Source organism: Salinibaculum salinum, assembly GCF_037645885.1.
Lineage (GTDB): Archaea > Halobacteriota > Halobacteria > Halobacteriales > Haloarculaceae > Salinibaculum > Salinibaculum salinum.
Genome location: NZ_JBBENW010000006.1, coordinates 47,433 through 64,739, shown reverse-complemented (window position 1 = coordinate 64,739; position 17,307 = coordinate 47,433). Strand labels below are relative to the sequence as shown.

14 protein-coding genes are annotated in these 17,307 nt (G+C 63.8%); 1 reads left to right on the top strand and 13 read right to left on the bottom strand.

What is annotated here, in order from left to right:
- Window positions 1-49 precede the first annotated feature (49 nt).
- The 6 genes from WDJ60_RS07310 to WDJ60_RS07285 are packed head-to-tail and all read right to left on the bottom strand — an operon-like array spanning window position 50 to window position 6,016.
- Window positions 50-1,555, bottom strand: coding sequence for an NADH-quinone oxidoreductase subunit N (locus tag WDJ60_RS07310; RefSeq protein ID WP_340099619.1), 1,506 nt, complete (start codon window positions 1,553-1,555; stop codon window positions 50-52).
- Window positions 1,555-3,081: a complex I subunit 4 family protein gene (locus WDJ60_RS07305; RefSeq protein WP_340099617.1), complete on the bottom strand. Its 1,527-nt coding sequence runs from the start codon at window positions 3,079-3,081 to the stop codon at window positions 1,555-1,557. Before WDJ60_RS07305 ends, WDJ60_RS07310 begins: the two co-directional genes overlap by 1 nt.
- Entirely contained in the window at window positions 3,082-5,130 is a 2,049-nt protein-coding gene (gene nuoL / locus WDJ60_RS07300) for an NADH-quinone oxidoreductase subunit L (protein WP_340099615.1), read from the bottom strand.
- Between the two features lie 2 nt (window positions 5,131-5,132).
- A complete protein-coding gene (nuoK, locus tag WDJ60_RS07295; RefSeq protein WP_340099612.1) occupies window positions 5,133-5,438 on the bottom strand; it encodes an NADH-quinone oxidoreductase subunit NuoK in 306 nt (101 codons plus the stop codon).
- Complete coding sequence (locus WDJ60_RS07290; protein ID WP_340099609.1) at window positions 5,439-5,735, bottom strand: proton-conducting membrane transporter; 297 nt, start codon at window positions 5,733-5,735, stop codon at window positions 5,439-5,441.
- The gene (locus WDJ60_RS07285) at window positions 5,732-6,016 is read right to left on the bottom strand and encodes an NADH-quinone oxidoreductase subunit J (protein WP_340099930.1); all 285 of its coding nucleotides are present in this window, start codon (window positions 6,014-6,016) and stop codon (window positions 5,732-5,734) included. The genes WDJ60_RS07290 and WDJ60_RS07285 overlap by 4 nt, the downstream gene beginning before the upstream one ends.
- Before the next feature lie 175 nt (window positions 6,017-6,191).
- On the opposite strand from WDJ60_RS07285, the gene WDJ60_RS07280 reads away from it, so the two are divergent.
- Window positions 6,192-7,277, top strand: a complete 1,086-nt coding sequence (locus tag WDJ60_RS07280; RefSeq protein ID WP_340099606.1) for a geranylgeranyl reductase family protein — start codon at window positions 6,192-6,194, stop codon at window positions 7,275-7,277.
- A 162-nt stretch (window positions 7,278-7,439) separates the two neighbouring features.
- Here WDJ60_RS07280 and ygfZ read toward each other — a convergent pair whose 3' ends face one another.
- The 7 genes from ygfZ to WDJ60_RS07245 form a co-directional block, all read right to left on the bottom strand.
- Window positions 7,440-8,516 (bottom strand): CAF17-like 4Fe-4S cluster assembly/insertion protein YgfZ, encoded by a 1,077-nt coding sequence (ygfZ, locus tag WDJ60_RS07275; RefSeq protein WP_340099603.1) that lies wholly within the window; start codon window positions 8,514-8,516, stop codon window positions 7,440-7,442.
- 44 nt (window positions 8,517-8,560) lie between these two features.
- On the bottom strand, window positions 8,561-9,826 hold the full coding sequence (locus WDJ60_RS07270) for a carboxypeptidase-like regulatory domain-containing protein (RefSeq protein ID WP_340099600.1): 1,266 nt from the start codon (window positions 9,824-9,826) through the stop codon (window positions 8,561-8,563).
- A 96-nt stretch (window positions 9,827-9,922) separates the two neighbouring features.
- Complete coding sequence (locus tag WDJ60_RS07265; protein WP_340099597.1) at window positions 9,923-10,891, bottom strand: sugar kinase; 969 nt, start codon at window positions 10,889-10,891, stop codon at window positions 9,923-9,925.
- Between the two features lie 77 nt (window positions 10,892-10,968).
- Window positions 10,969-13,053: a DNA mismatch repair endonuclease MutL gene (gene mutL / locus WDJ60_RS07260; RefSeq protein ID WP_340099595.1), complete on the bottom strand. Its 2,085-nt coding sequence runs from the start codon at window positions 13,051-13,053 to the stop codon at window positions 10,969-10,971.
- Between the two features lie 247 nt (window positions 13,054-13,300).
- Window positions 13,301-13,906: a DUF4397 domain-containing protein gene (locus WDJ60_RS07255; RefSeq protein WP_340099593.1), complete on the bottom strand. Its 606-nt coding sequence runs from the start codon at window positions 13,904-13,906 to the stop codon at window positions 13,301-13,303.
- Between the two features lie 173 nt (window positions 13,907-14,079).
- A complete protein-coding gene (gene mutS, locus WDJ60_RS07250; RefSeq protein WP_340099590.1) occupies window positions 14,080-16,779 on the bottom strand; it encodes a DNA mismatch repair protein MutS in 2,700 nt (899 codons plus the stop codon).
- Window positions 16,780-16,853: 74 nt separating this feature from the next.
- The gene (locus WDJ60_RS07245) at window positions 16,854-17,303 is read right to left on the bottom strand and encodes a low molecular weight phosphatase family protein (RefSeq protein ID WP_340099587.1); all 450 of its coding nucleotides are present in this window, start codon (window positions 17,301-17,303) and stop codon (window positions 16,854-16,856) included.
- Window positions 17,304-17,307: the final 4 nt, after the last annotated feature.

Genomic DNA, 17,307 nt, shown 5'->3' with positions numbered 1-17,307 from the left:
CCGCGCGGCGAAGCCGCGCGTGCGACACCCGCAGCCGAAAAAAGTAGTCTCAGACGAGCATCCCGGCGGCCGTCTGCGCGGTCTCGATGACCGGGCCGAAGCCGGGCAGCAGGAGGACGGTGGCGACCGCCGCGATCGCGATGGCGGCGTACAGCCCCGTCGGGTAGCTCTCGATTTCGACGTCGCCGTTTGGTTCTTCGATCCACATCGCGCGGACGACGCGCGTGTAGTAGTAGAGTGAGAGCGCGCTGTTGACGACGAGCGCAACCGCGAGCAGCGCGACGCCGCCGTTGATCGAAGCCATCAGCAGGTAGAACTTCGAGAGGAACCCGCCACCGAGCGGGAGGCCGGCCAGCGAGAACAGGAAGATGGACATCGCGGCACAGGCGAAGGGTGCCTGTTTGGCGAGGCCGTTGAAGTCCTCGAACTCGCGGCCGACACCCCAGTGTTCGGTCAGGGCGATGAACATGAACGCGCCGGTGTTCATGAAGCCGTAGACGAGCAGGTGGGCCATCCCGGAGCCGAGCACGAGCTGGTGGTCAGCCCCTTCAGTAAGCGCGGCGAGTGCGATGAGCACGTAGCCGGCGTGGCCGATCGAGGAGTAGGCGAGCATCCGCTTGACCCGCTCCTGTTTGACCGCCGCGAAGTTCCCGACCGTCATCGTGACGACGGCCAGAATCTGGAAGGCGACGACCCAGTCGATAGTGTCCAGGATTGCGAGTTCACCAGTCGGGCCGCCCAGTGCGACCGTGAACACGCGGAACGCGAGCACGAAGCCGGCGGCCTTCGAGGCCGAGGAGAGGAACCCGGAGATGGGTGCCGGCGCGCCCTCGTAGGCTTCGGGTGCCCAGAAGTGGAACGGGACGCTGGCGGTCTTGTACGCCAGCCCGCCGATAATCATCATGACGCCGAGGCCGAGCACGCCCGGTGCGGTCGGGTCGGCGAGCGCGCTTGCGACGGCGTCGAACTGGAGTGCGCCCGTCGAGACGTACACCAGCGAGATACCGTAAGCGAAGATAGCAGAAGAAAGCGCGCCGATGAGGAAGTACTTCAGCCCGGCCTCGACGCTACCCTTGTTGTGTTTGAGATACGCGACGAGCGCGTAGGAGGGCAGCGAGGCGAGTTCGAGGCTGATGAAGGCCGTCGCGAGGGAGTTGGCCGCCGACATCATGGCCATCCCGGTGGCAGCTAGCATCACCAGCGAGTAGTACTCCGCCTGCTTCTCGCGGCCTTTCAGGTAGTCGTAGCTGGCGACGACCACCAGCGTGACGACGCTGGCGATAAGCGCCGTGAAGAACAGCGCCATCCCGTCGACGACGAGACTGTCGCCGAAGAGCTTGATAGCGCCTTCGGGCGGTTGCCCGGTGCCGGCGACGAGATACCAGCCAGTGACGGCGAGAACCGAGAGCGAGCCGGCGACGGAGATGCCAGCGAGCGCTTCGGAGTTCATGCTGTCGGGGTCGACGGTGTCGTAGAGGAACAACACCAGTGCGGTCACCGCGAACAGCGCCATCGGTGCGATTGCGGCCGTGTCAGGGAGTGGAATTGCTGCCATCAGGCACCACCTCCGAGGAGGGGATTGATCGCATCCTGTATCATCTCGTACGCGATGTCAGGTGCGACACCGAGCAGGATGACGAGCAGGAGCAGGACGACCAGCGGCGCCACGTCGTGAGCGGGCGCGCGGCCGATTTCGTAGTCAGTTTCCAGTTCGAACGAGCCAAACAGCGTGCGCTGCATGGCCCACAGCAGATAGCCGGCGACGACAACGATGCCGAACATCGCAAGCGCGGTGTAGATCGGTGCGCCGGCAATGGTCGTCGACTGGAAGGCGCCGATGAACACCAGGACCTCAGCGGCGAAGCCGCTCATTAGCGGCAGACCCATGTACCCGAAGGCGGCGGCGACGAAGATGCCCGCCGTCCATGGCATCCGGTCTGCCATCCCGGACATGTCGCCGACCATCCGCGTGTGCGTCGAGTTGTAGAAGACGCCGACGGTCATGAACATCAGTCCCGAGATGAGGCCGTGGGAGATCATCTGGAAGGTCGCGCCGCCAAAGCCGTGTGGCGTGAACGCGACCAGTCCGAGGATGACGTATCCCATCGAGGAAATCGAGGAGTACGCGACGATGCGCTTGAGGTCGCGCTGTGCGAGTGCGAGCATCGCCCCGTAGATGACCGAGAGTACGCCGAGTGCCGCGATAATTTCCGCGTAGTCGCGGGCCACGTCGGCGAGCATCGTGAAGTTGAATCGGAGCAGCGCGTAGGTCCCCATCTTCAGCAGGACGCCCGCCAGGATGACCGACACCGGCGTCGGGGCCTCGACGTGTGCGTCCGGCAGCCACGTGTGGAAGGGGACGACTGGTACCTTCACCGCGAAGCCGGCGAACATGGCGACGAAGGCCGCCAGTTTCAGCGCTTCCGGTTCGAAGCCAGCGAAAGAGCCGAGATCGCCGCCGCGAACTGACTGGGCGATTTCGGGCAGTCCGAGCGTCGTCAGGTTGTCGCCGAGCCCGAAGATGAGCCCGAAGAGTCCGATGAACATCACCAGCGAGGCGACGTTCGTGTAGACGAGGAACTTGATCGAGGCGTACTTCCGGCGCGGGCCGCCCCAGACCCCGATGAGGAAGTACATCGGGATGAGCACGCCCTCCCAGAAGACGAACCAGAGGAAGAAGTCAAGCGCGGTGAACACGCCGATGAGTGCTGCTTCCATGAACAGCATGAGGCCGTAGAACTGCGACTGGCGCTCGTCGATCGGCGTCCACGAGGAGATGAGCGCGAGCGTCGTCAGGATGGTGGTGAGCGCGAGCAGCGGGAGGCTCACACCGTCGACGCCGACGTGCCACTGCAGCTGGTAAGGGCCGAGCTGGAGCCACGTCGCCGTCGTCTCGAAGGCAATCGTACTGCCTTCGAGGAGTGCGTTCCCGCTGCCGTCGAAGGTGAACCACATGTAGAGGCTGCCGACCAGCGGAATCACCGAGAGCGCTGTCGCCAGCTTCCCGGCGATGCGGTTCGGGGCCAGGAAGACGATTCCGGCCGCGGCCAGTGTTGCAACGAGGAGTGCCTCGATATACATTCAGAACCACCCCCCAACGACTCCGAAGACGAGAACCAAGAGCGTCAGCCCCAGCGCCAGGAGCGCGGCGTAGTTGCTGACGACGCCCGTCTGAATCTTCCGGAAGCGCTCGCCGGAGAACAGCGAGACGCTTCCGATGCCGTTGACGACACCGTCGATGATACCCTGGTCGAACGTGTCAGCGGCCTTCGCGACCGGGACGGTCACGCCCCGAGCCAGCCAGACCTGATATTCGTCCTGGTAGTAATTATTCATGAGTAGCGTGCGGATAGAACCGAGTTTCTTCGTGTGCTGTTCGGGCGCGGCACCACCGTAGAGGAAGTACGCCGTCCCGACACCGGCGAGTGCGAGCCCGAGCGAGGCGAGACCCGGGCCCACCACGCCGATGTCCGCCGCGTGGTAGCCCGCGCCGAAGTCCGACTCCAGAATCTCGACGTAGTGGTGCGCGTTCAGCGAGCTCAGACTGCCGTCGAGCCAGTCGTGGAGGAACGTCAGGTGAATCCCGGTGAGCTTCTCGACCGGCGCCATGTTGATGAACCCGACCGTCGCCGCGCCGACACCGAGCACGGCCAGCGGGAGCTTGACGTTCCAGCGAACCGGTTCGGGGTCGCGCGCCGTGTCAGATCGCGCGTCACCGTGGAAGGTCAGGAAAACCATCCGGAACGTGTAGAAGCCGGTGAAAAACACTGCGAGCAGCCCCATCGCGTAGCCGGCGAGCAGGAGCGTGCCGACAGTGCTGTCGGTTCCAAGCGCGTGCAAGAGCGTCTCGTAGAGCACCTCGTCCTTGGACCAGAAGCCCGCGAACGGAACGATGCCCGCGAGCGCGAGCGACCCGGAGAGGAAGGTGAGGTAGGTGACGCGCATCTTGTCTTTCAGACCGCCCATGTCCCACATGTTCTCGTTGTGGTGCATGGCGATGATGACCGACCCGGCACCGAGGAACAGCAGCGCTTTGAACACGGCGTGGGTCGTCAGGTGGAAGACTGCAGCCACGTAGCCACCACCGCCCAGCGCGAGCATCATATACCCGTACTGGGAAATGGTCGAGTACGCCAGCACCTGTTTGAGTTCCTGCTTGACGACGCCCATCGTCGCCGCAAAGAGCGCGGTGAAGCCACCGACCAGCGCGATGACGCCGAGTGCAGTCGGCGAGAGCGCGTAGAACCCGTACATGCGTGCGACCAGGTAGACACCGGCCGCGACCATCGTCGCCGCGTGGATGAGTGCGGAGACGGGCGTCGGACCCTCCATCGCGTCGGGCAGCCAGGTGTGCAGCGGGAACTGCGCCGATTTGCCGATGACGCCGCCCAGAACGAGCAGGCCGACGACAGTGAACCACTCCTGGGCACCGAGCCCGAGGTAGGTGGTGATTTCAGCCGTGTGTCCGGGATCGAGCGCGTGTTCGGCCATCACGACGAAAGAGTTCTCGCCGGCGAACTGCGCCGTTCCGAAGGTCGCCAGCACGGCGACGACGCCGATGAGGAAGAAGTAGTCACCGAAGCGGGTGACCAGGAACGCCTTCTTCGCTGCGCTCGGTGGCCCCTCCTGGCGGAACCAGAAGCCGATGAGCAGGTACGAGCACAGCCCCACCAGCTCGAAGAACATGAACGCCATCAGGAGGTTGTCCGAGTAGACAAAGGAGAGCATCGAGAAGGTAAACAGGCCGAGACCGGCGTAGTACCGCGGGAGACCGGTCTCGCCCTCGTCGTTCATGTATCCCAGCGAGAAGATGTGGACGAGGAAAGAGATGAGCGAAACGATGACCAGCATGAGCGCAGAGAGCGGGTCGATGAGCAACCCGAAGGTGAGGTCGACCCCGGCGACGCCTTCAGCACCGAGGACAAACTCGTAAATTTGAGTGTGATATGGGTCGGCACCGCCAAAGAGGGTCACCGCGACCCACAGCGACAGGAGCAGGGAGCCGCCGGTCGCCGCGATGCCAGCGAGGGCACCGCCCTTTGGCATGTAGTTGCCGAACGCCAGTGCGATCAGGAACGCGGCGAACGGGAGCGCCGCAATGGCCGGAGAGATGTCGAATGCAAGTGCCATAGTTACCACCTCATTGTCGTTGCTTTGGTCACGTCGATATCATCGAAGTTACGATACAACACCAGGATGATGCCGATGCCGATGGCGACCTCGGCGGCAGCGAGTGCGATGATAAACAGGCTAAAGACCTGGCCCGTGAGGTTGCCGTAGTAGTGTGAGAAGGCGACGAGGTTGATGTTCGCGGCGTTGAGCATCAACTCGACAGACATCAGGAACATCAGCGCGTTCCGGCGGACGAGGATGCCGAACAGCCCCGTACAGAACACGACTGCCGAGAGCAGCAGATAGAACTGGGGTGAGACAGCCATCTACTCGTCACCCCCGTCGCGTTCGGCCAGCAGGATAGCGCCGTCCAGCGCCGCATCCAGCGCGATAGCGATGAGGATGAGCGCAACGAGGAAACTCTCCACCACGAGGCCGCCGTCGGTGATACCCAGCAGCGAGTTTCCGATGCCTGCGACGATGCTCTCACCGGCGGGGAATCCCTCGGCAGTGCCAAATTCGGCTCCAATGAAGACCGCCGCCATGACGGTAAACAGCCCGAAGGCAACCAGACCGGGGAGTGCGCTCCGGTCCAGGCGTATCGGCCGGGGTTTAGTCGTCATACTGGCACCTCCAGCGTGTCGTCCTCACGGGTCAACATGACCGCGAAGGTGATGAGGATGAGGACGCCGCCAACGTACACCAGGATTTGCATTGCCGCGATGAATTCGGCTTGAACCATCACGTAGTGAACCGCGACGCTCAGTAGCGCGACGCCGAGTAACAGCGCTGCGTGCCAGATGTCGCGAACGAGAACGACACCGACACTGCTCCCCACTGTTACCATGGCGAACAGCGCGAATGCGATTCCCTCTAACGAGAATAACGCGCCTATGCTAGCCATCATTGTGTGAGTCTCCATGCGGCGTGCTTTTGAAGATTCCTTTTTTCTCTCGGTATTTGCCCTGTTCAGGACCCCTGTGAGCGGGGGTCACACTGTTGCAACGCTTCCGACACCCAATTCTGGACGATCGAGACCAATCGTGAGTGATTTATCTTTCGGTCTGGCACGTTCGGACATGCACGATTTCGTCGTCGTGGGGGCCGGACCGGCTGGGTCGCGGTTCGCCCGCCGCGCGGCCGCGTCCGGGTACGGCGTGCTCGTTTTCGAGCAGGGAGAGGTTGGGACACCGCTTGCCTGTTCCGGACACGTCAGTACCGACATCTGGGAGTTTACCCCGACTGGCGCGCGCGAGAAATTGCTTCAAAACGAGGTCTTCGGCGCGCGTTTTCACCTCGGCGGGACTGATTCGCGCGCCTACGAGTTCTACAAGAACGAACCCGTCTCGAACGTCATCGACCGCGTCGGTCTCGATAGAGTCCTCGCAGACAGCGCGCGTGAGGCAGGCGCGGACCTGCGCGAACACCACACCGTCGTTGGCGTCACCGAGCACCGCGACCACGTCAGCGTCGACGTACGCGGAACCGACGGACTCGAAACGCACCGCGCGAAGATGGTCGCCGGCTGCGACGGTCCGAAATCTCGCGTCCGCCGGGAGCTCAACCTGCCCGAACCCGACGAACTACTCCACGGCGTGCTCGGGTTCGACGAGACGCCAGACGATCAGGATTTCGTCGACGTTCACCTCACTGTCCCGCGGTTTTTCGCATGGCGCATCCCGCGCGGCGATGCCGGCGTCGAGTACGGGCTCGGGATGGCCGCCGACAGCGCGGATGTCCGCGAGCGCTTCGATGCACTCGTCGACGAGTACGGTGCCGACGTACACCGTCGCTGTTCGGGACTTATTCCCATCGGCCCACCGCGACGCGTCACCGGTCGGCGGTCGTTCCTCATCGGTGACGCCGCTGCCCAGACCAAGCCCTTCACCGGCGGTGGTATCCGGTACGGCATGACCGCCGCCGACCACGCGGCCCGCGAAATAGACCCCGACAGCCCCGGGACACTCGGGGACTACGAGCGCGCGTGGCGCGCGGACCTCCGGATTGACATCCGACTCGGCAAGCTTGTCCGCGCGGGCTACTCGGCACCGGTACTGCTCCAGCGCGCCGGCATGGCTGTCTTCGAGGGTGAGATCGGCGTCCACATGGACCGGCCGACGTCACTGTTCTCGCGCGAGCAGTTGCGTGCGCTGCTCTCGCGGTAGCGAGCTGTAGCTGGCGCAGTTGTGACGAACAGGCGACACGGGCAGAACCGACGACGGTGTGTCGCACAACCGCAAGCCGTCGCCGGGCGATGCTCAACGCACACGCCGTCTGGTCCCGTTCTGCCTGATAAACTTCAGTCTGAAAAGAACAACAGCGCTCAGTCAGTACTGCGGCAGACGCGCTGACTGGTCTGTCCCGTTGACGAACGGTAACTCGACGCGACGCGCCTCAACTTCCGTGCCGTCGACACGGACGGTCAGGTCACTGTCAGTGTCGAATGCGACGCGGGCGAGCGCGATGGGTTCCTCACGCGTCGGGCTCTCGACAGCGCGCGTCACCTCGCCGACGGCCTCGTCGCCCGCGAACACCGCTGCGCCGGCGTCTGGCTCGGAATCGACAGTCAGTCCGACCAGTCGATTACTCGGCCGACCGCGATTCTCGACGCGAGAGACGACCTCCTGGCCGACGAAACAGCCCTTCTCGAAGTCGACAGCGTTGCGCAGCCCCAGCGTGTTCGGCACCTCGCTGTCGAGTTCCGATTCGAACAGCGGCGTCCCAGCTTCGAGTGTGAGCGAATTCCAGGTCTGATAGCCAAACGGTGCGGCGTTCATTCCGCGGTTTTCGAGTGTATCGAAAATTTCCTCGGCAGCGTCGGCAGTACAGACGACTTCGTAGCCTTCCTCGCCGGTGAGCCCGTCCGTTCGGATAACCGTCACGCCGTGGTCCCCCATCCCGCCGCGGACGAACGAGAGGGGTTGGTCGGGCGTCTGTTCGGAGAAGACGCTCGCTACCTTCTCGGTTGCTTTCGGGCCGTGAATCCCGAACGTACCGAACTCGTCGGTCGCGACGGCAATATCGACATCTTGAATGAACGTTTTCTCGCGCCACTCCTCGGCCAGCGGCGCGGCCTCACCGGGCGGCGTGAAGACGAGGAGTCGCTCGCCGGCGTTGTAGACGTACATGTCCGTCTCGATGCGGCCCTGCGGATCGAGGAGGAGTGCGTAGACACCCTGTCCATCGGCAGACGGGATGCGGTTCGAGACGGAATTATCGACGAAGTCGATTCGGTCGGCACCGGAGATGGTGAGCACGCCGTATGCGTGTTCGATGAGGCCGACGACGTTTCTGACAGCGCGATGGACGCGCTCGGGCCGGCCGTAGTGGGCGACGATTCGCCGACCTGCACGCTCCGTGTAGGTGGCATCGTGGTCGTCGTGGACCGAGGCGAGAACGGTCATACAGGAAATCAGCGGGGGAGCGTGGTTAAGTTCCCCGACCTGAGCTAGCGGTGGCGAGCAAGCGCGAGCACACCAGCCAGTGCCGCGAGCGTGACAGCGATACCGAATCCGGGGCCGCTGTCTCCAGCCGTCTCCTCGGGCTCAGTCGTCATTTCGTCAGTTTCGGTCGGTTCGGGTGACGGCGTCGACGAATCCGGAGTCGGCGTTGCCGTCGGGGTCGGGTCCGAACCGGTCTCGACACCCTCGACAGTCACCGATGCCGACAGACCGGCGTCGGAGACGGTGACGGTCACGTTGCCAGTTGCGTTGATCGTCACGTCAGTCTCGCCGTCATCGTTGGTCCGCGACGCGCTCTGTCCGCCCACCCGAACCGCGGCGTTCGGAACCGGGTCGCCGTACTCGTCGGTGACCGTGATACGCGTCGACTCGCCGACGACGACGCGGTTGTTCGCCGACCGAACGTTCAGCGTATCCGCCCGCGAGATGGCGATGTCGACCGACACGGGTTCCTCTTCGACAGTGAATCGCTGGCTGACAGTCTCGTACTCGTCTTTCGAGACTTCGGCAGTGTACTCTCGATTGACCCGGACACTGGTCGACGTTTCACCGTTGTCGAAGGTCCGCGAGGAGTAGCCGATCTGTGGAATCGACACCGTCGCGTTCTCTACGGGGCGTGCCTCGTCGAAATTATTGTCCACGACACTGAAATCGACCGAGACGGTCCCGCGTTCGAGTGTGACTCGCTTTTCGACAACACCGGTCAGTGCAATCTCAGAGTTGTTTGTGAGAAATCCGGGTTTCTCGACTCGAAGCCCGTAGTTGCCACGTTCGAGTCGACGGGTCGTTGCCTCCCCACTCTCGTTGGTGCTCACCGATTCGACACTGTTGCTTCCTTTCAGCAGAGTAAGATCTGCATTCGAAACAGGCCCGTCTTCGCTCTCGACGGTGAGCGTCGCTTGCCCGCTCAGCGAGACGGGAACCCGAATCTCTTCCTCGGCGGCGTTGAACTTCACGAACGGGCTGTTCCTGACGTACTCGTCGTCGTCTATCTCGATTTCGAGGTCTGCTCCTCGTGGAACGTCGACGAATGCCTTCCCGTTACCGGCAGTTGTCTCGTTTATCGGCCCGCCTTCGCCCCCGTTCCAGGTGACCGAAATGTCAACGTCCCCGACTGAGTCACCGTTCGAGTCAACGACGGCGACGGTCACCGTGACAGTATCGTCCTGTGCTGTCGCTCCCCCGATAGCACCCGGTGCGAGTACCGAAACGACGAGTAGTGTTGTGACAACTCCCGCAGACAACCGTAACATACTCTGAATGTTGCAGGTGTGTCTTAAATCTCTAACGACGGCTTATTCCGGTACGTCGGCTTGGAAAAGGTCGTTCTACTCCGCGATATCGTTGTCTTACCGCGATGCCTGGATGACGTCGTCGGCGATTCGGTCGACCTCGCTCCGTTCGGCAGTCAACAGCGGCCCTGGGACAGTCCGGGCGAGCGTTGCCGCGGCGACGCCGTAGCTCAGCGCCGCAGAGAGGTCACCGTCGTCGGCGAGGCGGGCGAGAAAGCCGCCAGAGAACGCGCCGTGCTGTCCGGCGTCGTCGACTGCCTCGGTCTCGACGGTCTCGCGCTCGTGAATCACGTTCGTCCCAGGCGTGTCCTGCAGCGCGACCGCACCGCGTTTGCTGCGGGTGATGACGACTGTCTTGAGGTCGTACTCCGCGGCGACAGAGTTCGCCAGTTCGCGGGGCTTGCCTGACCGGTCCAGTACCGTTCGAATCCGCTCCTCGTTGGCGACGAGTACTTCGAGGTGTTCGAACAGCTCCAGAAGAACGTCCTTGAGAAACGCCGGATCGGCGAGACCGGCCTGATAATCGATATCGATGGCAGTCGTGACGCCGCTCCCGTGGGCCGCCCGTAGCATCGCTTTCGTCGTCTCAGCAGCGTCCCGCGAGAGCGCAGGCGTGCTCAGACCGGTGAACGCGATATCGGCGGTCTGGATACGGTCCATTGGGAGATCCCCCGGTTTGGCCGTCGCCGTTGCCGATCCCTTCCGGTCGTGCCATCGCATCGATTCGCGAGGCGGGTGGCCCGATTCGTGAAAGACCAGCCCCTGCCGATATTCGGTGCTGTCGGCCCAGGTGATATCTGTCTCGAGACCGTGACTCTCGAGTTCGGCGACGATGCGTCGCCCGAGCGGCGAGTCCGGTAGTTTCGACACCCAGGTGCTGTCGACGCCGAGCAGTTGAGCCGTGACAGCGGCGTTGCTCTCCGTCCCGTCTGCGTCGAGCGCCATCGAATCTGCGGTCTCCAGGCGTTCCTTTCCGGGCGGCGAGAGGCGTAACGGCGTCTCCCCGAACGTCACAAGTTCTGGCATACGGGGGCAATTGACAGGGAGGGGCTTAGTTCTCTAGCCCGGCGTTACCCGGCTGGACGCGGTGTCGATGGAGACACCTACCCGCCGTGACCTGGATAATCCCGTTCGAACCGTGCCTCCAGTTCGTCGCTGTCCAGTTCGACGATAACTGGGCGCCCGTGCGGACACGCGTACGGATTCGTACAGTCGTCGAGTGCGTCGAGCAAGTCGACGACAGACCCCTCGGTAAGTGAAGTGTTCCCGGTAATCGAGGGGTAACACGCCAGGTCCGCGAGGAGTTCGTCGGCAGCAGCGTCGACCGTCTCGGCCGCGGCGGCCTCTCCCGTGACGAGGTCTCCGAGCAGGTCCCGGAGGAGGTCGGGACTGGCCGCTTTTGCGACCAGTGACGGGACCGTCGACACCGCGACAGTGTTGTCGTCGACCCGTTCGGCCCGAAAGCCAAGTCGCGCGAGGGCGTCTCCGTGGCGCTCGAAGACCGCCATCTCCTTTGCCGTGAGTTCGAGTTCGACCGGGTCGGCAAGCGCCTGGGTGGTCGTCTCGCCGTCGAAGTCCGCTCGGAGCCGTTCGTAGTTGATTCGCTCGTCGGCAGCGTGCTGGTCGATGAGGACGAGTCCATCGTCGGTCTCGGCGACGACGTAGGTGTCGTGGAGTTGTCCCAGCACGCGCATCGCGGGCAGCGTCTCGAAGTCGTGGTCGTCTGTGACGGCGTCGCTACCGAGCTGTCGCTGGTCGTGGCTGGCCGCGAACTTCCGATTCGAGTCGTCGCTACCTGGTCCCGCCCCATCTTCGTCCGTTATCTCCGTCCTGGTCTCGGCTGCCGTTCCCACCTCCCCCGCTTCGTCGTCCGCTGACTCCCGATTCGTGTTCTGGGGTTCGGGGGAAGGTGGCGTGTTTTGCGGACTGGGTGACAACGGCGACGTGGTCGATTCGGTCCGTGTCGGTGAAGTCGTCGTGTCGGGACCGGTCTCGCTCTGGTTTGGGCCGTTCGAGGAGCCGGCGTCGGTACTCCCGCCTGCGGACCGAGCGTCGCTGTCGGTGGCGTCGGCCGCCCTTTCGTCGTCCGAATCGGCCCCGCTACTGGGGCGAATCTCGGTCTGTTCGGGCGCAGAGCGACCCCGCGGTGCCGACGAGCGAATCAGTCCCTCGTCGAGCAGCGTCTGCTCGATGGCGGTACTGACCTGCGCGCGGACCTGCTCGTCGTCGGCGAAGCGAACTTCGAGTTTCCGCGGGTGGACGTTCACGTCGACGTCGCCGGGGTCGACGGCCAGGTCGAGTACCGCGAAGGGAAAGCGGTCCGACGCAAGCTGTGCGCCGTACCCCTCTACGACGGCGTTGCGGACCGTCGAGGCGGTGACGTACCGCCCGTTGACGAACGTCGAGAGATACTCGCGGGAGGCACGATTCGTTTCGGGATGACTGACCAGTCCGGAGACCCCGTCGAGCGGGCCATCGGGCATCGCAGCGTCGTCGACCGGGAGCATCGACTGGGCGACTTCGCGGCCGTACACCGCCATGACCGTCTCGCGGCGGTCACCGCGGCCGGTAGTCGCAAAGGTCTCGCGGCCGTCGTGAGACAGCGAGACGGCCACGTCCGGGTTGGCGAGCGCGTAACTGGTGACGACAGTGTTGACGTGGGCGAACTCCGTCGACTCCTGTTTGAGATACTTCCGGCGTGCGGGGACGTTGTAGAAGAGGTCTCGAATCTCGATTGTGGTCCCCGTCGGACAGCCGGCGGGAGCGACACTCGTCACGTCGCCCCCTTCGACAACGAGTTCGGACCCCCGGTCGGCATCGGTGTCACTCCGGTCTTCGCGTGGGCGCGTCGTGATGGTGAGCCGGGAGACCGCGCCGATTGCGTGCAGCGCCTCGCCGCGAAATCCGAGCGTCCCGACGCCGCCTTCGAGGTCTGCGATGTCAGTGATCTTGCTGGTGGTATGTTTCTCGACGGCTCGCCGGACCTCTTCCTCTGTCATGCCAGCGCCGTCGTCGGTGACGCGAATCCCGTCGACACCGCCCGATTCGACGGCGACCTCGACGCGGTTCGCGCCAGCGTCGAGGCTGTTCTCGACGAGTTCCTTGACGACGCTGGCCGGGCGCTCGACGACCTCGCCCGCTGCGATGCGCTCAACTGTCTGGGGGTCGAGTTCCCGGATATCTGCCATTGAGACACCTTCGAAAGCGCGCCACATATACTGCCCGCTGTCTGGACTGTCAGCCACCGACGGGCGTAAAAAACGCAGAGTTCGGGTGGCGGTGTTTCACCACGGAACAAAGCGACGAACAATTCTGAAGACAGTGGGAGGTTAAGCAGCGGTCGCTGCTGGCGTCTCAAGCATCAGAAGCGTCAGTACAGCTCCCGACTCGTACACCAGCGCGCTCACCGTCTGTCACGGTTTCGTCCGCTCTTTTTCAGTCGTCAGCAGCTATTTCAGCCATCGCATCTTCGACGGAAAGCGCATCGAGTGTCCCCTCTTGGACCTGTCCGACAGCGATAACGGTGTACGCACCGCCGCCGTCAAACTGCAGGTCAGAGAGTCGCAAGACCGGTTCCTCTCCTCGTTTTGCGACGGCTTCGATGTCGTAGCTCCCGGCATCGACCTGTTCGTAGTCGCTCATTTTCCGATATTTCATCCGTCTGAATAGTTTCGGTCCATCCGCGACCTGAACGGTCACGCGCGGCGCATCCGGTGACGCGTGAATGAATCGGACGTGAGCCTTCCCGGACGGCACCTCACCGGGGTCGTCCTCGAAGACTGTCGCCTCGATGTTGTCGAGCATCCCGGTCGCGAGAATTGTGTACTTCGTATCCGAATGGAGGGCGAGCGGTGCATCGACGAGAGGGGCGTCCGCGCCAGCGGGGGTGATTCGGATGTCGTGGTTGCCAGCCGAGAGCGTCGTGTACTCGGAGATGTCTTCGAAGGCAACATCCTGGAAGGCTAGATTACCGTCGACGTGGATGTCGACGTTCGGTGCGTCCGGACTGCAGTGGCCGACTCGGACTAGTGGATCTACCATTTCGAGTTCCTCCATCTGAAAAAATAATCCGAACAGATGTTGTAATAAAGGCAGTATCGAGCCACGCTCTATGGGTAAGCCACCCCTCTCCCGGAGTAATTTCGGTACTAGATGGTCGACTCACTCCACAAGAGACCATCTGCAAGAAAGGCAGCGATTACCGGGTACGCCCGCTACTCGTCGGTGTCGAGTCGGCTCTGTAACTCCTGTACTTTCGCCATCAGCTCGACCGGTGGTGTTTCGTTGACATCGAGGTCCGCGAGCGTCGTTAGCACCGTCTCGGCGTCCTCGCCGTACTGATCGGTCAGGCGATCACCGCGTGACCCGCCATCCGCGGCCGCTCCGTCGTCTGAACCCGCTGTTGTGTCGCTTGCACCACCACTTTCGGCAGTACCACCCTGAAACTCCCCGGCAGAGAGGTCGAAGACCGCCTGGACCGGTTCGCTGTCGCCACCTTTCGCCTCGATTGCCTTCTCCTCGCGGAGGCGGTCGAGTACGTCCCGCGAGCGGTCGACGACGGGTTCAGGAACACCCGCCAGGTCCGCGACGTGAATTCCGTAAGACCGGTCGGTCGGCCCGTCTCTGACTGTCCGAAGGAAGGTCACGTCGCCGTCGGACTCATCAGCAGCCACGTGGACGTTGTGGACCCGTTCGAGGTGGTCGGCGAGCGTCGTGAGTTCGTGGTAGTGTGTCGCAAAGAGTGTCTTCGCGCGGACGGTGTTGTGCAGATACTCGGTGGCCGCCCACGCGATGGAGATGCCGTCGTACGTCGCCGTGCCCCGACCGACCTCGTCGAGAATGACGAGCGACTCTTCGGTGGCGGAGTGGAGGATGTTCGAGAGTTCCTGCATCTCGACCATGAACGTCGAGCGCCCCTGGGCGAGTTCGTCCAGCGCGCCGACGCGGGTGTAGATACCGTCGACCAGTCCGAGACGGGCCGAGTGAGCAGGCACGAAACTACCAACCTGCGCCAGCAGCGTGACGAGCGCCGCCTGGCGCATGTAGGTCGACTTCCCACTCATGTTGGGGCCGGTGACGATACAGAACTGCCGTTCGTCGCTCATCCGGAGGTCGTTGGGGACAAAGTCGGTGGTCTGCTCGACGACGGGGTGTCGCCCCGCCTCGATGTCCAGTTCCCGCCCGTCGGTGAGTTCCGGGCGCGTCCAGTCGTTGCGGACCGCGTGCGACGCGAGACTCGCCAGCGCGTCCGTCCGGGCGAGCGCGCGACCGACATCCTGCAACAGTTCGGCGTCCGCGGCCACTCGCTCGCGCACGCGCTCGAACAGTTCCCGTTCGAGTTCGTGGCGCTGCTCTTCGAGGCGCAACACCTCGCGCTCGCGCTCGTCCAGTTCCGGAATCGTGTACCGCTCGGAGTTTTTCAGCGTCTTGATCTGCTCGTATTCTTCGGGGACGGCGTCGGTTTCGCTCTTGCCGACCTGGATGTAGTAGCCGTCGGTCCTGTTGCGGTCGACCGAGAGGTGGGTGATACCGGTCCGCTCTTTCTCCCGTTCGGGGAGCGTGTCCAGCCACTCCAGCGCCGATTCGTGGCGCTCGATTATTTCGTCGAGTTCGTCGTCGTACCCCTTGCGGATGATATCACCCTGTGTGATGGTCCCCGGCGGGTCCTCGACGAGCGCAGCGTCCAGTTCACCGGCGAGATCGGCGACAGCATCGTGGTCCGGCCGGGAAACGATATCAGCAAGCGCGCTGTCGGCAAAGCGCGCCGTCTCGTCGACCAGATCGGCAAGGTCCGGAAGGAGCGCGAGCGTCGACTGGGCCGCTCGCAGGTCGCGCGCGTCGGCACTCCCCGACGTGGAACGGGCGGCGAGTCGTTCGAGGTCGTACGCGCCGTCGAGCAGTTCTCGCAACTGTTCGCGGGCCATCGCCGCCTCGGTGAGCGCGGCGACGGCCGACTGACGGCGCTCCAGTTCGCCACGCGCTTGTAGCGGCCGCTGGAGCCACTCGGTCACCAGCCGCGACCCCGCGCTGGTGACGGTGTGGTCGATGGTGTCGACGAGCGACCCCGAGCGGTCACCCTGCATCGTCTCGGTGAGTTCCAGATTGCGCTGTGTCGTCGCGTCGAGTTCGACGTGGTTCCCGCCGCCGTGGGCCTGGAGACGGGTCATCGACGCCAGCACACCCGCACCCGTCTCCTCGACGTACGAGAGAATCCCGCCGGCCGCACGGACCGCAGCTTCCTGTTCGGCGACGCCCACGCTTTCGAGGGTCTCGCTGCCGAACTGCTCGCGCACGCGGTGCCGAGCGCGACCCGGTGCGAAGGCTTCGGTGGTGTGCAGCGTCAGCAGCGCGTCGGTCCGGTCGCGCAGTCGGTTCAACAGCGGGTCGTCACCGCGCACGTCCGGCCCGGGCAGAATCTCGACGGGTGCAAATCGGTAGAGTTCCGTCAGCAGACGGTCACGGGCGTCTTCCCCCGACAGCTCCGTGACGTGAAACCGGCCGGTCGTCACGTCGGCGAAAGCGATACCGTAGGTCGTCTCGCTGTCGCGGACGACGGCCGCAAGATACTGCGCCTCGGCGTCTGTCGTCTCTAACAGGGTGCCGGGTGACACGACGCGGGTAATCTCGCGGGCGTGGCCGTCGTCGGTCTCGTACTGGTCGGCGACGGCGACGCGGTAGCCGCGCTCGACCAGCGCGGAGACGTACGGCGTGAGTTCGTCGAGGGGGACACCAGCCATCGGATATGAAGAGCCGTGTGAGGATTTCTGGGAGACTTTCAGGTCGAGTTCGTCGGCAACTCGTTCGGCGTCCTCGCCGAAGAACTCGTAGAAATCGCCACACTGCATCGCCAGCAGATCGGCGTCGGTCTCCTCTGTGAGCGAGAAAAACTCCCCGACGATACCCTCGGCAGTCATACTCCTCTCTGGGTGCGTCTCTGGTTAAAACGCTGTGGGTCCCGCCGTGGTTTCAGTGTAAATCGGCGCGGTCGCTACGTCGCGGCGTCGTCGAGTTCGTCGAACAGCGCCGTGACGCGCCCCTCGATTTCGTCGCGTATCTCGCGGACGGAGTCCATGTCCTGACCGTCGGGGTCGGGCAGCGCCCAGTCGCGCACGTCGACGGACTCGCCAACGTCGCCGACATCGAGCGTCGAGCAGCCCATCGTCGCGACGTAGTCACACGACCGGAGTTCATCGAGCGTGATTTCGCGGGGCTGGCGCTCCGAGAGGTCGAACCCTTCCTCGGCCATCACGTCGACAACTTCCTCGTGGACACTGTCGGCGGGGTCGGTCCCGCCGGTCAGAATCTCGACGCGGTCGCCGAGATCGCGGCGGTCGCGTTCGCGCTCGGCGAAGGCCGTCGACATCTGAGAGCGGCCGGCGTTCTGGACGCACATGAATGCGATGCGAATCGGGTCGTCGGAGTCTGTGGCTGCTGTCATCTTT

What these genes read in the sequence shown, in the direction of transcription:
- mutL (WP_340099595.1), bottom strand. Translation starts at nt 13,053, where the DNA reads ATGGCAGATATCCGGGAACTCGACCCCCAGACAGTTGAGCGCATCGCA.
- WDJ60_RS07290 (WP_340099609.1), bottom strand. Translation starts at nt 5,735, where the DNA reads ATGACGACTAAACCCCGGCCGATACGCCTGGACCGGAGCGCACTCCCC.
- WDJ60_RS07245 (WP_340099587.1), bottom strand. Translation starts at nt 17,303, where the DNA reads ATGACAGCAGCCACAGACTCCGACGACCCGATTCGCATCGCATTCATG.
- WDJ60_RS07285 (WP_340099930.1), bottom strand. Translation starts at nt 6,016, where the DNA reads ATGGCTAGCATAGGCGCGTTATTCTCGTTAGAGGGAATCGCATTCGCG.
- WDJ60_RS07270 (WP_340099600.1), bottom strand. Translation starts at nt 9,826, where the DNA reads ATGTTACGGTTGTCTGCGGGAGTTGTCACAACACTACTCGTCGTTTCG.
- nuoK (WP_340099612.1), bottom strand. Translation starts at nt 5,438, where the DNA reads ATGGCTGTCTCACCCCAGTTCTATCTGCTGCTCTCGGCAGTCGTGTTC.
- WDJ60_RS07305 (WP_340099617.1), bottom strand. Translation starts at nt 3,081, where the DNA reads ATGTATATCGAGGCACTCCTCGTTGCAACACTGGCCGCGGCCGGAATC.
- WDJ60_RS07265 (WP_340099597.1), bottom strand. Translation starts at nt 10,891, where the DNA reads ATGCCAGAACTTGTGACGTTCGGGGAGACGCCGTTACGCCTCTCGCCG.
- WDJ60_RS07255 (WP_340099593.1), bottom strand. Translation starts at nt 13,906, where the DNA reads ATGGTAGATCCACTAGTCCGAGTCGGCCACTGCAGTCCGGACGCACCG.
- ygfZ (WP_340099603.1), bottom strand. Translation starts at nt 8,516, where the DNA reads ATGACCGTTCTCGCCTCGGTCCACGACGACCACGATGCCACCTACACG.
- nuoL (WP_340099615.1), bottom strand. Translation starts at nt 5,130, where the DNA reads ATGGCACTTGCATTCGACATCTCTCCGGCCATTGCGGCGCTCCCGTTC.
- WDJ60_RS07280 (WP_340099606.1), top strand. Translation starts at nt 6,192, where the DNA reads ATGCACGATTTCGTCGTCGTGGGGGCCGGACCGGCTGGGTCGCGGTTC.
- mutS (WP_340099590.1), bottom strand. Translation starts at nt 16,779, where the DNA reads ATGACTGCCGAGGGTATCGTCGGGGAGTTTTTCTCGCTCACAGAGGAG.
- WDJ60_RS07310 (WP_340099619.1), bottom strand. Translation starts at nt 1,555, where the DNA reads ATGGCAGCAATTCCACTCCCTGACACGGCCGCAATCGCACCGATGGCG.